The organism is Zoogloea sp., assembly GCF_044344315.1.
GTDB lineage: Bacteria > Pseudomonadota > Gammaproteobacteria > Burkholderiales > Rhodocyclaceae > Zoogloea.
The window spans coordinates 113,031-127,159 of the sequence record NZ_JBIJDC010000001.1 but is presented as its reverse complement, the minus strand read 5'-3'; the positions used below and the strand labels follow the sequence as shown (position 1 = coordinate 127,159).

At 66.5% G+C, this 14,129-nt stretch carries 14 protein-coding genes and 1 tRNA gene; 6 read left to right on the top strand and 9 right to left on the bottom strand.

The genetic code is table 11. The features are described from left to right. Positions 1 to 87 precede the first annotated feature (87 nt). Positions 88 to 161: transfer RNA gene (locus ACIQ09_RS00625), tRNA-Gly, on the bottom strand. Positions 162 to 228: 67 nt separating this feature from the next. Between ACIQ09_RS00625 and thiS the strand changes: the two genes are divergently transcribed. From thiS to ACIQ09_RS00605, 4 genes are all read left to right on the top strand, one after another. Continuing rightward, positions 229 to 459 (top strand): sulfur carrier protein ThiS, encoded by a 231-nt coding sequence (thiS, locus tag ACIQ09_RS00620; protein ID WP_398304532.1) that lies wholly within the window; start codon positions 229 to 231, stop codon positions 457 to 459. A 72-nt stretch (positions 460 to 531) separates the two neighbouring features. Then, entirely contained in the window at positions 532 to 1,317 is a 786-nt protein-coding gene (locus ACIQ09_RS00615; RefSeq protein WP_398304529.1) for a thiazole synthase, read from the top strand. Between the two features lie 114 nt (positions 1,318 to 1,431). Further along, a complete protein-coding gene (gene trmB / locus ACIQ09_RS00610) occupies positions 1,432 to 2,133 on the top strand; it encodes a tRNA (guanosine(46)-N7)-methyltransferase TrmB (RefSeq protein WP_398304526.1) in 702 nt (233 codons plus the stop codon). Positions 2,134 to 2,135: 2 nt separating this feature from the next. Then, positions 2,136 to 2,363 carry a hypothetical protein gene (locus ACIQ09_RS00605; RefSeq protein WP_296406875.1) on the top strand — a complete coding sequence of 76 codons (228 nt, stop codon included), beginning with the start codon at positions 2,136 to 2,138 and terminating at the stop codon, positions 2,361 to 2,363. 129 nt (positions 2,364 to 2,492) lie between these two features. On the opposite strand, the gene ACIQ09_RS00600 is transcribed toward ACIQ09_RS00605, so the two are convergent. Together ACIQ09_RS00600 and ACIQ09_RS00595 are read right to left on the bottom strand one after the other, a co-directional pair. Further along, positions 2,493 to 3,365, bottom strand: a complete 873-nt coding sequence (locus tag ACIQ09_RS00600; RefSeq protein ID WP_398304522.1) for a lipid A biosynthesis acyltransferase — start codon at positions 3,363 to 3,365, stop codon at positions 2,493 to 2,495. A 9-nt stretch (positions 3,366 to 3,374) separates the two neighbouring features. Continuing rightward, positions 3,375 to 4,235, bottom strand: a complete 861-nt coding sequence (locus tag ACIQ09_RS00595) for a lysophospholipid acyltransferase family protein (RefSeq protein WP_398304519.1) — start codon at positions 4,233 to 4,235, stop codon at positions 3,375 to 3,377. A 215-nt stretch (positions 4,236 to 4,450) separates the two neighbouring features. Here ACIQ09_RS00595 and metK point away from each other — a divergent pair, with 215 nt between their 5' ends. Next, a complete protein-coding gene (gene metK, locus ACIQ09_RS00590; protein WP_398304516.1) occupies positions 4,451 to 5,617 on the top strand; it encodes a methionine adenosyltransferase in 1,167 nt (388 codons plus the stop codon). Positions 5,618 to 5,686: 69 nt separating this feature from the next. Here the strand turns inward: metK and ACIQ09_RS00585 are convergent, their stop codons facing one another. Continuing rightward, a complete protein-coding gene (locus tag ACIQ09_RS00585) occupies positions 5,687 to 6,664 on the bottom strand; it encodes an MBL fold metallo-hydrolase (RefSeq protein WP_398304513.1) in 978 nt (325 codons plus the stop codon). A gap of 61 nt (positions 6,665 to 6,725) precedes the next feature. Further along, positions 6,726 to 7,043, bottom strand: a complete 318-nt coding sequence (locus tag ACIQ09_RS00580; protein ID WP_398304510.1) for a cupin domain-containing protein — start codon at positions 7,041 to 7,043, stop codon at positions 6,726 to 6,728. Positions 7,044 to 7,399: 356 nt separating this feature from the next. Between ACIQ09_RS00580 and ACIQ09_RS00575 the strand changes: the two genes are divergently transcribed. Beyond that, the gene (locus ACIQ09_RS00575) at positions 7,400 to 9,904 is read left to right on the top strand and encodes a diguanylate cyclase domain-containing protein (protein ID WP_398304507.1); all 2,505 of its coding nucleotides are present in this window, start codon (positions 7,400 to 7,402) and stop codon (positions 9,902 to 9,904) included. On the opposite strand, the gene ccmI is transcribed toward ACIQ09_RS00575, so the two are convergent. Genes ccmI through ACIQ09_RS00555 form a run of 4 tightly spaced genes read right to left on the bottom strand, consistent with a single transcriptional unit; the run spans position 9,845 to position 14,121 of the window. Next, positions 9,845 to 11,080, bottom strand: a complete 1,236-nt coding sequence (gene ccmI / locus ACIQ09_RS00570; RefSeq protein WP_398304503.1) for a c-type cytochrome biogenesis protein CcmI — start codon at positions 11,078 to 11,080, stop codon at positions 9,845 to 9,847. The two genes, ACIQ09_RS00575 and ccmI, sit on opposite strands and share 60 nt — an antisense overlap. Then, positions 11,077 to 11,577: a cytochrome c-type biogenesis protein gene (locus ACIQ09_RS00565; RefSeq protein ID WP_398304500.1), complete on the bottom strand. Its 501-nt coding sequence runs from the start codon at positions 11,575 to 11,577 to the stop codon at positions 11,077 to 11,079. Before ACIQ09_RS00565 ends, ccmI begins: the two co-directional genes overlap by 4 nt. Before the next feature lies 1 nt (position 11,578). Beyond that, positions 11,579 to 12,169, bottom strand: coding sequence for a DsbE family thiol:disulfide interchange protein (locus ACIQ09_RS00560; RefSeq protein WP_398304498.1), 591 nt, complete (start codon positions 12,167 to 12,169; stop codon positions 11,579 to 11,581). Next, positions 12,166 to 14,121: a heme lyase CcmF/NrfE family subunit gene (locus tag ACIQ09_RS00555; RefSeq protein WP_398304495.1), complete on the bottom strand. Its 1,956-nt coding sequence runs from the start codon at positions 14,119 to 14,121 to the stop codon at positions 12,166 to 12,168. Before ACIQ09_RS00555 ends, ACIQ09_RS00560 begins: the two co-directional genes overlap by 4 nt. Positions 14,122 to 14,129 lie beyond the last annotated feature (8 nt).

Sequence of the window (14,129 nt, the reverse complement as noted above, 5' to 3'; positions counted from 1 at the left end):
CAGAACGTCAAAGAGAGGAAAAGTCCTTGTGCGGCAACGACTTGCAGACTCTCTTGGACTTCTGCGGAAGTCCGCAGAATGATGCAGTGGAGCGGGCGATGGGAATCGAACCCACGGCTCTAGCTTGGGAAGCTAGGGTATTACCATTATACGACGCCCGCTCGAAGAGCCGGGATTGTACGCAGGGCGGAGGCGGAGGGCAACCGGTGGGCGTGGTAAACTCGCGCCATGTCTGCCCAAGCCACTTCTTCCGCATCCCTTTCCGTCACTGTCAATGGCGAGGCCCGTGCTCTTGTGGGGCCTGTCTCCGTGGCGGGTCTGCTCGACCAGATGGGCCTCACCGGCAAGCGGCTGGCGGTGGAGCGCAATGGCGAGATCGTGCCCAAGGGGCTGCATGCCGCGACGCAGCTGGCGGAGGGCGACACCCTCGAGATCGTCGTTGCCGTGGGTGGTGGCTAGGCTCCGCAACGGGGTTTCCGGGGCAGCGGGTGGCCCCTTCATTCTTCCCTTCTATTTCAGACTGGCGCTTCGATGGACGATTTGCTGACGATTGCAGGCAAGGCCTACTCTTCCCGGCTGCTGGTGGGCACGGGCAAGTACAAGGATTTCACCGAGACCCGCGAGGCGGTGCTGGCCAGCGGGGCGCAGATCGTCACCGTGGCGATCCGCCGGACCAACATCGGGCAGGACCCGAACACGCCCAGCCTGCTGGATGCGCTGCCTCCGTCCGAATTCACCTACCTGCCCAACACGGCAGGCTGTTATTCGGCCGATGACGCGGTGCGCACCCTGCGCCTGGCGCGGGAGCTGCTGGATGACCACAGGCTGGTGAAGCTGGAGGTGCTGGGCGATCCGCACACCCTTTTCCCCAACATGCCGGAAACCCTCAAGGCCGCCCAGGTGCTGGTGAAGGAGGGCTTCGAGGTGATGGTGTACTGCTCCGATGACCCCATCCAGGCGAAGATGCTGGAGGACATCGGCTGTGTGGCGGTGATGCCCCTGGCGTCCCTGATCGGCTCCGGCATGGGCGTGCTCAACCCCTGGAACGTGCAGCTGGTGCGGGATGCGGTGAAGGTGCCGGTGCTGCTGGATGCGGGCGTGGGCACGGCCTCGGATGCGGCCATTGCCATGGAGCTGGGCTGTGATGGGGTGCTGATGAATACCGCCATCGCCCTGGCGAAAGACCCGGTGCTGATGGCTCGTGCCATGAAAAAGGGCGTCGAGGCCGGCCGCGAGGCTTTTCTGGCTGGGCGCATGCCCAGGAAGTTCTATACGGCGAGCCCGAGTTCACCCACCAGCGGCCTGATCGGCAGCTGAACACCGGGTAATTGGGGCAACTGCAGGGGCGACTTCCGTCGCCCGCCTACCCCCTTTCCATCATCAACCTCCGCGGGCGACTGAAGTCGCCCCTACATATTTCGGATTTGCGGCATGAGCGAAGAAGAACAGGTTCCGGGCTCGCGCCTTACCTCCCAGTCGATCCGCAGCTTTGTGCTCCGCCAGGGGCGCATGTCGGATGCGCAGCATCGTTTCCTCGACGAGATGATGCCGAAGGTGGGTGTCCCGTACCGGCCGGAGGCCGTCGACCTGAATACGGTATTCGGGCGGCAGGCGCCGCACATCGTCGAGATCGGTTTCGGCATGGGGCAATCGACCGCAGTCATCGCCCAGGCCCGGCCGGACGAGGACTTCCTTGGTATCGAGGTGCATGCGCCGGGCGTCGGCGGCCTGTGCAAGCTGATCGAGGAGGGCGGCATCACCAATCTGCGCATCGTCCAGCACGACGCGGTGGAGGTGCTGCGTGACATGATCCCCGAAGGCTCGCTGGCCGGCGTGCATATCTACTTTCCCGACCCCTGGCCCAAGAAGCGCCACCACAAGCGCCGCCTGGTGCAGGGGCCATTCGTCAAGCTGATCGCCTCGCGTCTGGCGCCGGGTGGCTACCTGCACTGCGCCACCGACTGGGAGGAGTACGCCCACCAGATGCTGGAGGTGCTGTCCGCCGAGCCGATGCTGGCCAACACGGCCGAGGGCTTTGCACCCAAGCCCGACTATCGCCCCCTTACCAAGTTCGAAAACCGTGGCATCAAGCTGGGTCACGGGGTGTGGGACGTGATTTTCCGGCGGGTGTGAGTATGGCTCTCAAACGCTTGCCGGCCGGTGCGTGGCTGCTGGGCGTGCCCGGCCTGTTGTGCCTGATTGCCGGTGGTTTGCTGCTGGCAGGCTTGGGGGCGGATCTGCATCCTCTGCTGCAGGAGTCGGGCGCCGGGCTGGTACTGCTGGTGTCGGGCGTGGCGCTGGTGGGGAGCGCGGCCTTTCCACTGGTGCTGGCGGAGCTGGCGGCGAAGGACGAGCAGGGCTGAGGGCTGCGCCCTTCAGCATCGGCGTGCCTGTGCCCACTGTCCGCGGGCGAATGAATTCGCCCCTACAGGAGAACCCCCGCAGCGCCGGCCGGCAGTTGCCGAAAGCCCTGTGATGTCGGCCCCCAGCCCTCAATACACCTTCGGCTCGCCCGGCGGGCGGGTCTTGAAGCGGCGGTGTACCCAGTAGTACTGGGCCGGCATGGTGCGGACCAGGTCTTCGATGGCGGCGTTCATGCGATGTACGTCGGCCTCCACGTCGCCACTCGGAAAGTCCGTCCACGGTTCGCTCAGGGTCACCACATAGCCCTGGCCGCCCGGGAGCATGCGGGTCACGCAGGTCACCACCACCGCGCCGCCCAGGCGGGAGAGGCGGGGCAGGGCGGAGAGGGTGGCCGCCTGCACGCCGAAGAAGGGCGAGAAGATGGAGTCTTCGATGCCATTGTCCATGTCCGGCAGGTAGTAGAAGGGCCGCATTTCCTTCATGGCCTTGATGGAGGCGCGCACGCTTTCGTCCCGGCGCAGCAGCACCTGGCTGCCGAAGCGGCTGCGCCCGTGAAACAGCCAGTGGTCGATCACGGGGTCGCGCTGGCGGGCGTAGATGCTCACGCAGTCGAAGCTGGCGGCCAGCCGGGTGCCGCCCAGATCCAGGCCGAGGAAGTGGGGCGTCAGCATGATCACCGGCTGGCGCTGCGCGATCAGGCGGGCCAGGATCTCCTCGCCCTCCACACGCACGATCCGGCGGACGCGCGCCTCCGGCGCAAACCAGGCCAGGCCGCGCTCGATCAGGCTGCGCCCGGCCAGGGCGAAGTGTTCCCTGGCCAGGGTGCGGCGTTCAGCTTCGGACAGATCGGGAAAGCACAGGCGCAGATTGGTGTGCACCACCCGGCGGCGGGGCAGGATGATCCAGTAAAGCAGCAGGCCGAGGCTTCGGCCGATGGGTGCCTGGATGGACAGGGGCAGCCAGTGCAGCAGCCACAGCAGGGCAACGATGAGTCGACTCATTAAGGGGGATTACCGGGTTGCAGGTGCGGGCGGTGCGCCGGACGGGCGCTTGTAGCGGTTGTAGCCCCACAGGTACTGGGCGGGGTTCTCCCGGATCTGGGCTTCGAGCTCACGGTTGATGGCGGCAGCCCGGGCATGCGTGTCGCCGTCCAGGGGCGTCAGTGGCGCGCGGAAGCGCAGGTGAAAGCCCTTGCCCCCGGGCAGGCGCTCGGCCCAGGCGAAGAGCGTGTTGACCCCGGCCACTTCGGAAAGGCGTGCCGCCAGGGTCATCGTATACGCTGGCCGGCCGAAGAAGGGCAGCCAGGCGCCTTCGCCACCACCGGGCACCTGATCGGGCAGCATGCCGACCGCTTCACCGGCCCGCAGGGCCTTGATCAGACGGCGCACACCGCTTACATCGGCCGGGGCCAGGTGCATGTTGCCGCGGCGGCGGCCGGCATTGATCACCGGTTGCAGTACGGCCTTCTTTGGCGGCCGGTAGAGCACCGTGATCGGCTTGTGCAGGGAGAAGTACTGGGCGGTGATTTCAAAGCAGCCCAGGTGCGGCGTGATGAACAGGATGCCGCCGCCATTCGCTTCCGCGGCTTCCACATGCTCCCAGCCGCTCACCTGCACCACCTTGGCGGCGATCTCGTTCTGGGGGCGGAGCAGCACCCAGGCCAGTTCGAGGGCCTGCTTGCCGATTTCGCCGACGCTGCGTCGCCAGATGCGCCGGGCCTCGTCGTGGCCGAGGGCCTGCTCAAGATTGGCGCGCAGGCGCCGTCGATAGGTGGGTGACAGGGCGTAGGTGAGCCAGCCGGCGAGAACGCCAAGGGTCTGCAGGAGTCCTAGGGGAAGACTGGCAAGAAATTTGAATATCAGGGACGCCATCAGCCAGTGCCGGATAGGGGCCGAATTGACGGCCGGGTGCGCAAAGTTATAATTGTGAATCCGCCGAGTTAATCCGACAACTTGCAGGGCGGGGGTACAGCGCAGCCAGACTGCCGAGGCGCCCAAAAAATACTGCTAAAGCGTCGCCGCTCTGAAGATCCCCGGAGGCGGCAACGCCGAACCACTGGGGATTTTTGTTTTTTGAGGAGCGTTGCATGGCCCGTGAATTCCTGTTTACTTCGGAGTCTGTCTCCGAAGGCCATCCGGACAAGGTCGCCGACCAGATTTCCGATGCGGTGCTCGATGCCATCCTGGCCCAGGACCCCCGCGGCCGGGTAGCTTGCGAGACGCTGGTGTCCACTGGCCTTGTCGTGATCTCCGGCGAGATCACCACCCGTGCCGACATCAACTACATGGATCTCGCCCGCGAGACCATCAAGCGCATCGGCTACGATGATTCAGACATCGGTTTCGACTACAAGAGCTGCGCGGTGCTCACCGCCATCAACCGCCAGTCGTCCGACATCGCCCAGGGCGTGAATGAAGGCGAAGGCCTGGACCTGGACCAGGGTGCCGGCGACCAGGGCCTGATGTTCGGCTACGCGACCAACGAAACGCCGAGCCTGATGCCCTTCCCCATCTACTACGCCCACCGCATCATGCAGCGGCAGGCCGAAGTGCGGAAGGACGGCCGCCTGCCCTGGTTGCGCCCCGATGCCAAGAGCCAGCTCACCGTGAAGTACGTAGACGGCAAGCCGGTGGCCATCGACACCGTGGTGGTGTCCACCCAGCATCACCCTGACATCTCCCACGCCGATCTGACCGAGGCGGTGATCGAAGAGGTCATCAAGCCGGTGCTGCCGAAGGAGCTGCTCACCGGTAACACCCGCTACCTGATCAACCCCACTGGCCGCTTCGTGATTGGCGGCCCGAACGGCGACTGCGGCCTGACCGGCCGCAAGATCATTGTCGACACCTACGGCGGTGCCGCCCACCACGGTGGTGGCGCCTTCTCGGGCAAGGACCCCTCCAAGGTGGACCGCTCCGCGGCCTATGCCGGCCGTTACGTGGCCAAGAACATCGTGGCTGCCGGCCTGGCCGACAAGTGCGAGGTGCAGGTGGCCTACGCCATCGGCGTGGCCCAGCCGGTCAGCCTGATGGTGGAAACCTTCGGTACCGGCAAGATCTCCGAAGACCGCATCGTCGAGCTGGTGCGGGCCCACTTCGATCTGCGCCCCAAGGGCATCATTGCCGCCCTCGACCTGCTGCGCCCCATCTACTCCCGCACCGCCGCCTACGGCCACTTCGGCCGTGATGAGGTGGACTTCACCTGGGAGCATACCGACAAGGCCGCCGCACTGCGGGCCGACGCCGGTCTCTAAACCGGCCTGGTCCGGACAACAAAAGGGCGACCCTCGGGTCGCCCTTTTGCGTGGGTGCGAGAAAACGACTTACTTGTCGCTGCGGATGGGGCTGAACTCCACCGGTACCCAGGCGTAGCCCTTGCCGTCTGCGCGCACGTGACCGAGGCCGGGGAAGGGCAGGTGCATGCCGGCGAGAGCCAGCTTCTCCTTCGCGGCCCGGGCGAATAGCCTCTTGCGGGCGGCCACGGCCTGTTTCTTGTCGCTGTCGAACTCGATGGCCACTTCCGGCCGGGCGAACTGCACCGCGTGGCTATGAACCGCATCGCCGACGATCAGCAGGCGCTGGCCCTTCGATTCGATCATGTAGGCCGTGTGGCCGGGGGTGTGGCCGTGGGCGTCCACCGCCTTGATGCCGGGAGCCAGCTCCACTTCACCGCTGAAGGGCTTCCAGCGGCCGGCAGCCTGGTAGGGGGCGGCGGCCTCCCGGGCCAGCTTGAAGAAGGGCTTGAAGCCGTCCGGCGCCTTGGCGGCGATCTCTTCCGACAGCCAGAAGTCATTGTCGGCCTGGGCGACCCGGACTTCTGCATTGGGGAACAGGGGCTTGCCATCGGCGCCGAGCAGGCCCGCCGCGTGGTCGGCGTGAAGGTGAGTCAGCAGCACCATATCGACCTGCTCGGGGCTGTAGCCGGCGGCCTTCAGGTTGTCGCCGATGAAGCCGAGGGCCGGGCCGAAGGCCTTGGCGGCGCCGGTGTCCACGAGGATGAGCTTGCCGCCGGCGTTGACCAGGAAGGCATTGACCGCGGTCTGGACCTTCTGGCCGCCCAGGAACATGCGGGTCAGCAGGCGCTGGACTTCGGCCGGGCTGGCGTTGCTCAGGACTTTGGTATCGAGATCGATAAAGCCATCGTAGAGGGCGGTCACTTCCACCTCACCGACGGCGAGGCGGTAGAAGCCGGGCACCTGGGTACGGACGGCTGGGGCCTCGGCCAGCGCCGGTGCAGCGGGAAGAAGGATGGTTGCAGCGGCCAGGGCGAAGGCCAGGCGGGTGAGGCTATGACGGATCATGGGGGCGGACTCCAGCTCGGAAAGGACAAGAGAGTACCCAAATATCCGCTCGCTGCGGAATTCAGGGTGTGATGTGGATGGCCAGCCAGACGGTGTCCGGCCCGGTGGCGGCAACCCGATGGCGCCGTCCGGCGGGGATCAGCAACCAGTCGCCGGGGGTGAGGGTGAGGTGTTCGCCGCTGTCAAATTCGAGTTCGGCGCTGCCCTGGGCCAGCATCACCCACTCGTCGTCGCTCTGGTTGTACCAGAAACCGGGTGGGCTCGCGTGGCGGTGGGAGACGATGCGTTCGATGCGCAGCCCCGGCCGGTGCAACAGAGGCTCGAAGTGTTCGTCCGGGCCCGCTGGCGGCAGCGGAGAGAAGAGGTTCTGGAGGTGCAAGAGGAGCTCGGAGGCTTGGGCGCCTTGCGGGCAGCACGACTCTGCCAGGGTGGCGGAATCAGGAAGCGGTTGGACGGGGAACGGAAAAAAGGCTGCGCCGGGATGAAATCTCTGTGGGGTTTTGGGGGTCTTTGTTGTGCCCCGGCGCGCCGCTCAAGCTCGTTTCGGAACCGTGGAGGCACCTTAACGCCTGATGATGATACGACGCACGGGCTGCGCCGGCCAATTGAAAGTGGGCATGCTCCGGATAGTCCGTCCCTATCGGTCGTGGGATAATAATGTGCCCGAAATGGGTTTTGTGACGGCCATGACGTGGATGCAAGGGCTTACCCTGAGTGCAGGAGGATGGAAGAAGCATGGTGACGCTCAAGGCTCGCGTGCGTGCAGCATTGAAGCCCTTTTCAAGTTCGTTGCGCCTGCGCGTGGCGGCGGGCGTGCTGGCGGGGGTGATGGTAGCCCTGTGGGTGACCACTTTGGCGTGGATGTACTCCCTGGAGCAGGAGATGCTGGGCACCCTGTCGACCCAGCAGTATTCGGTGGTCTCCCTGCTGGCAGACGACATCGACCGCTCTGTGACCGAGAGGGTCAAGGCCCTGGAGGTGTTGGCGGAGGGCATTGATGCGCCGCTTCTGGCGCAACCCGACCGCTTGCGTGCCTTGATAAGCAGTCAGGCCGTACTGCTGATGCTCTTCAACTGGGGGGTGCTGGTGACCGACCGGCAGGGGACGGCCCTGATCAGTCTGCCCGACGAACACGGCCGCCAGGGTGTGAATTACGCTGATGTGCCGGCCGTCATCCGGACCCTTGAAAGTGGCCGCTCCGGAGTGGGGGAAGCCCAGGTGGGCAAGACCACCCGTCAGCCGGTGGTGCCGATGATTGTCCCGATCCGGGATGCGGGCGGGCGCGTTGTTGGCAGCCTTATCGGATTGACCAATCTGGCGGTTCCTAATTTTCTCGACGAAATCAGCGCCAACCGTTTCGGCCGTCGAGGCGGCTATCTGATCACCGATCCGGTCCAGCGCATCTTCATCGCCGGAACCGACAAATCCCGAGTCATGCGGCCGGGGCCACCGGTGGGCATCAACCCTGTGTATGACCGCTACATCGATGGCTACGAAGGCTCGGGCCTGGCCCGCAGTTCGCGGGGTGTGGTGGAGCTGTCGTCCAGCCGCAAGGTGCGCTCGACGGGCTGGCTGATGCAGTCCGTGCTACCTGCCGACGAGGCCTTTGCGCCCTTCTATGCCCTGCGCTGGCGACTGCTGGCATCGTCCCTGGTCCTCAGTGTGCTGGCGGGCAGCGTCGGCTGGTGGTGGTTGCGGCGGGAGCTCAAACCCCTGGGGGAGGCGGTGGATCTGCTGGGGGCCATGCGTGATGGCGCGATCCCCCGCCAGCCCTTGCCGGTGCGCCGGGATGACGAGATCGGTGCCTTGGCCGGCGCGTTCAACGGCCTGCTGCAGACGATCATTGAGGGCGAGGCGCGGGCCGCCGAACATGGTTTCAACCAGCGTCTGCGGGTCATCGTGTCGCAGATTCCCGGGGTGGTCTTCCAGTACCGGGTGGGTGCTGACGGGCGCCACAGCATGCCCTTTGTCAGCGAAGTGGCGCGGGAGGTGTGGGGCCTCACGCCTGAAACTCTGGCGATCTCCGCCGACAGCCTGATGGACGCGCTGCATGAGGACGACCGGGCGTGCCTTGTCGAGTCGCTGCATGCCTCGGCCTGCACCCTTGGCTCCTGGCATCTGGAATGCCGTATCCGGCACCCCCGGCGCGGGTTGCGCTGGTGGCATATGGATGCGATCCCCGATGCCGCCGCGGACGGCAGCCTGACCTGGCAGGGGTTCGCCATGGACATCACCGAGGCCAAGGAGGCAGAGAGTGAGCTGCGCATTGCCGCAGCCACCTTCGAGACCCAGGAGGGCATCTTCATCACCGACGCCGAGGAACGCATCGTGCGGGTCAACCAGGCCTTTACGGCAATGACTGGCTACACCCCCCGGGAGGCCATCGGGCAGACGCCACGCCTGCTCCATTCCGGCCGTCACGATGCGGAGTTCTACCGACGGCTCCGGGAGGGGCTTGCGCGGGAGGGCTTCTGGCAGGGGGAGATCTGGAATCGACGGAAGTCCGGCGAGGTCTTTGCCGAGTGGGTCACCATCTCGGCGGTGCGTGACCGTTCAGGGCGGATCACCCATTACGTGGCGGCGTTCTCGGACATCACCGAGCACAAGCGGGCGGAGGAGCAGATTCAGCAGCTGGCCTTCTACGATCCTTTGACCCGTCTGCCCAATCGCAGGCTCTTTCACGACCGCTTCGATCAGGCCCTGGCGGCAAGTGCCCGCAACAACAGCCGGGGGGCGTTGATGTTCCTTGATCTGGATGGCTTCAAGGGCCTCAACGACCAGTACGGCCACGTCATGGGCGATGCCTTGCTGACGGAGGTGGCCCGGCGCCTGAGTGCATCGGTCCGCGAGACGGATACGGTGGCCCGTCTGGGGGGCGATGAGTTTGTGGTGGTGCTGGAACACCTGGACGAGGGGCGTGAGGCTGCTGCTTCCCATGCTGGCCGGGTTGCCGAGAAGCTGCGGCAGGCCCTTGCCCAGCCTTACCTGTTGGTGCTGCCGGCCGGCGGTGCGGGGGTAAGCCACCGGTGCACCGCCAGCATTGGCGTCTGCCTGTTCAATGGGCATGGCGAGGCCCGTGATGAACTCCTCAAGCAGGCGGATATCGCCATGTACCGTGCCAAGTCGGCGGGGCGTAACGCCATCCGCTTTTTCGGGCTTCAGGCTGAGCCCGATGAGGGCTCAGGGCAGGATCTTGTCGATGACGACCTTCAGGCCGGTGGCGCCGGGCTTCACCGGTGAAAGCTCGCCACTCAGGTCACCCGGCTTGGCGATGGCATCGCCAGTCTTGGAGATGCGCGCCTCGATGCGCAGCTCGCTGGCCGAGGACAGCTTGGCATCGGGACTCATGGCCATGCTGTCGTCCAGGGTGAAGTCCTTGGGCAGATCGGCCACGCGCACGCGCAGCACGGCCAGGGGCATGCGCGGCCCATTGGCGGGGCGGGCGAAGATGAAGACCACGTCGTCGGGGCTGGCCTTGTCCTTGAGCGCCGGTGACAGGCTGACCCGTCCGCTGACGGCGGCGGCCTGGCCGGTGGCTGCAGGCTTGGCTGCCGGTGCGGGGGCGGGCGCGGGCGCGGGCGCGCCCTGGCCCATCAGACTGCGCACCTTCTCGATGCCGGCGCCCAGGTTGCGGGCGTCCTCCGAATCGGGTGGCACCTGGGCCAGTACCCGCTCCCAGTGACGCAGGGCAGCGGGGTAATCCTGGCGGAAGTAGGCGTCGGTGCCCGCCAGTACCAGCGCCTGCGGGTTGTCCGGCTGGGTCTGCAGCACTTTCTTCAGTAGCGCCGCGCCACGGCCCTCCACCTTGCCCTGGTTGATTTCGGCCGATAGCTCGGCCACTTCCAGCATCAGTTCGGGCTCGGATTCCATGATCGCGCCGGCCTTGTCGAAGGCCTTGCCGGCCTCTTCAAGGCGGCCCATGACCTTGTAGCTGCGGCCCAGCATGGCCCAGCCCTGGAGGTTCTCCGGGTTCTTCTCGAGCTTGGCGGCCAGGGTGGCGACCATCTGCTCCACCTCGGCCTGGCTCGGCATGCTGCCTTGCTGGGCGGCGGGGTCCAGTGCGGCCGGGGTGCCCAGCACGAAATACAGGGCGACAGCCGCGGCCGGCAGGCTGAGCCCCAGCCCGATGGCCGTACGGGGCAGGCGCCTGGGGGCCTCGGCGGCGGGGCTGCCGTCATCGGCCACGTCTTCGAGGACGCGTCGTTCGAGCTCGTCGCGGGCGGTGGCGTAGTCGGTCCGGGAGAGGGTGCCGACGGCCAGATCGCGCTCCAGGTCGGCCATCTGGTCACGGAAGATGGCGGCATTGATGGCGCGTCGGGAGGCGCTGGTGTTTTCCCGGCGGCGCAGCAGCGGCCAGCACAGCACGGCAAGGACAAGGGCGGTGAGCAGCCCGGCGGCGATCCAGAAGGCGGTCATGCGGGGTCTTTCGGGCGGGGAGGCGTATCGGCAAGCAGGGCTTCGGCTGAGGCCTTGTCGGCGGCGGAGAGGCGGGCGGGTTCAACCCGGGAGGCGCGTCGGCGCAGGTACAGGATCATGCCGGTGACGGCGCCGGCCATCAGGGCGAAGGGGCCGAACCAGAGCAGCCAGGTGGTCGGCTTGACCGGCGGCCGGTACAGCACGAAGTCGCCGTAGCGAGCCACCAGGTATTCCTTGATCTCGGGGTCGGTCTTGCCGTCCTGGATCAGTTTGCGTACCTCCCGGCGCAGGTCTTCGGCCAGCTCGGCGCGGGAGCCCGCCAGGCTTTCGTTTTGGCACACCAGGCAGCGCAACTCTTCGGAGATGGCGATCAGACGGGCCTCGACAACCGGGTTGTCGGCCATTGGCGTGGCTTCGCCGGCCTGGGCGGTGAGGCCCAGGGGGCCCAGCAGCAGGGCGGTGGCGCAGGTGGTGAGGGTGCGGCGGAGTGCCTTCATGTCAGGACTCCGTTGCCAGCTGGCGGGCCAGGGGGAGGATCTTCTTCTCCAGGGCATCGGGGGTGATCGGGCCGATCTGCTTGAAGCGGATCACGCCCTTCTTGTCGATGAGATAGGTTTCCGGCACGCCGTACACGCCGTAGTCGATGCCGACCCGGCCATCCATGTCGAGGACCGACAGGGTGTAAGGGTCGCCATGCTGGCTCAGCCAGGCACCGGCACGCTGGCGGGTCAGGCTGGTTTCGTCCGCGGGGGACAGCTTCTTGGCATCAATGCCGCCGTCGCCGCGCACTTCCTTGTAGTTGAGACCGACGATGGGCAGCCCGCCCTGCCTGGCGAAGGCGACCAGCAGCGGGTGTTCGGCCCGGCACGACACGCACCAGGATGCCCACACGTTGAGCAGCCATACCTGGCCCTGCATGTCGGCCGGCGAGAAGGTCTTGCCGGGTTCGGCGAGCTTCTCGAGGCTGAAGGCGGGGGCGGGCTTGCCCACCAGGGGCGAGGGAACTTCGTGGGGGTCGCGATTGAGGCCAATGGCGAGGAAGACGACCAGGACCAGGAAGAGGCCGAGGGGAATCAGGAAACGTTTCAAGATGCGGCTCCCTGGGCGGCCAGCTTGCCGGCCCGTGCTGCGGTGGATTTGAGGCGATAACGCCGGTCGCTGGCGGCAAGCAGGCCGCCCAGGGCCATCAGCACGGCACCGCCCCAGATCCAGCTGACGAAGGGTTTGTAGTACACGCGCACGCTCCAGGCCCCGTCTCCACCTTCCAGCGGATCACCGAGGGACACGTAGACGTCGCGGGTCAGGCCCGGGTCGATGAAGGCCTCGGTCATGGGCATGGCCGAAGAGAGGTATTTGCGCTTCTCCGGGTGCAGGGGCATGACCAGCACGCCGTCCTTGAGCAGCTCCAGGTTGCCGCGGGCCGCGTTGTAGTTGGGGCCGGCGACGCTCTCCACGCCCAGGAAGCGGATCTGGTATTCACCGGTCTTCACCGTGTCGCCAGGGGCCATGCGCACGTCCCTTTCGGATTCGTATTGGGTCACCATGACAATGCCGACCACGGTGACAGCCACGCCCATGTGGGCCAGGTGCATGCCCCAGAAGGCCCGCGGCGGCATGCCGGAGCGGGTGCGGGCGAGGATCTGCAGCACCGAAGCGCCGACGATCCAGATGGCCAGCCCCATGCCCAGGGCGACGCTGCCGGACCAGCCTCCAAAGAAGAAGGGGATGCTGACGCCGGCTGCTACGGCGATACCGAAGGCCCAACGCAGGGGGCGGGCAATCTCGGCCAGGCTGGCCTGTTTCCAGCGTGCTACCGGGCCAACCGCCATCAGGAACAGCAGGGGCACCATCAGCGGGGTGAACACCGCGTTGAAGTAGGGGGGGCCGACGGAGAGCTTGCCCAGGTTGAGGGCATCGATCACCAGCGGGTAGAGGGTGCCCAGCAGCACGGCCCCGGCGGCGGACAGCAGCAGCACGTTGTTGATCAGCAGCAGGGTTTCCCGGGACACCAGGGCGAAGGCGCCGCCCAGGCTGACCTTGGGCGCGCGCCAGGCGAAGAGGGCCAGGGAAGAGCCCACCACCACGGCCAGGAAAACCAGGATGAAGATGCCGCGCTTGGGGTCGGTGGCGAAGGCATGCACCGAACTCAGCACCCCGGAACGGACCAGGAAGGTGCCCAGCAGGGACAGGGAGAAGGCACCGATGGCGAGCAGGACGGTCCAGTTCTTGAAGCTACCGCGCTTTTCGGTGACGGCCAGGGAGTGGATCAGGGCGGTGCCCACCAGCCAGGGCAGGAAAGAGGCGTTCTCTACCGGGTCCCAGAACCACCAGCCACCCCAGCCCAGCTCGTAATAGGCCCAGATTGAGCCGAGGCCGATGCCCAGGGTCAGGAAGATCCAGGCCGCGGTCGTCCACGGCCGCGACCAGCGCGCCCAGGCGGCGTCCAGGCGGCCCGACAGCAGGGCGGCGATGGCGAAGGCAAAGGCCACCGAGAAACCGACGTAACCCATGTAGAGCATGGGCGGGTGGAAGATCAGGCCCGGGTCCTGCAGCAGGGGGTTCAGGTCGCGGCCTTCCTCGGCGCCGGGCAGCAGGCGCTCGAAGGGGCTGGAGGTGAGCAGGATGAACAGCAGGAAGCCGGCCGCCACCAGGCCCAGCACGCCTTGCACCCGGGCCACCATGTCGTCGGGCAGGCTGCGGGAGAAAGCCGCCACGGCCAGGGACCACAGGGACAACATCAGCACCCACAGCAGCAGCGAGCCCTCATGGCCGCCCCATACGCCGGAGATGCGGTATTCCAGGGGGAGGCGCGAATTGGAGTGCTGGGCGACGTAGACGACGGAGAAGTCGTTGTTGATGAAGCTCGCGGTGAGGCAGCCGAAGGCCACGGCGATGAGCAGAAAAAGCACCGACGAGGCCGGGCGGGCCAGGGCGATCCAGGCGGGGACGCCACGCTGGGCGCCGATCAACGGCAGGCTGCCCTGGACGAGGGCGACCAGCAGGGCGAGGACGAGGGCAAAACTGCCGATTTCCGGGATCATGGGGAGCC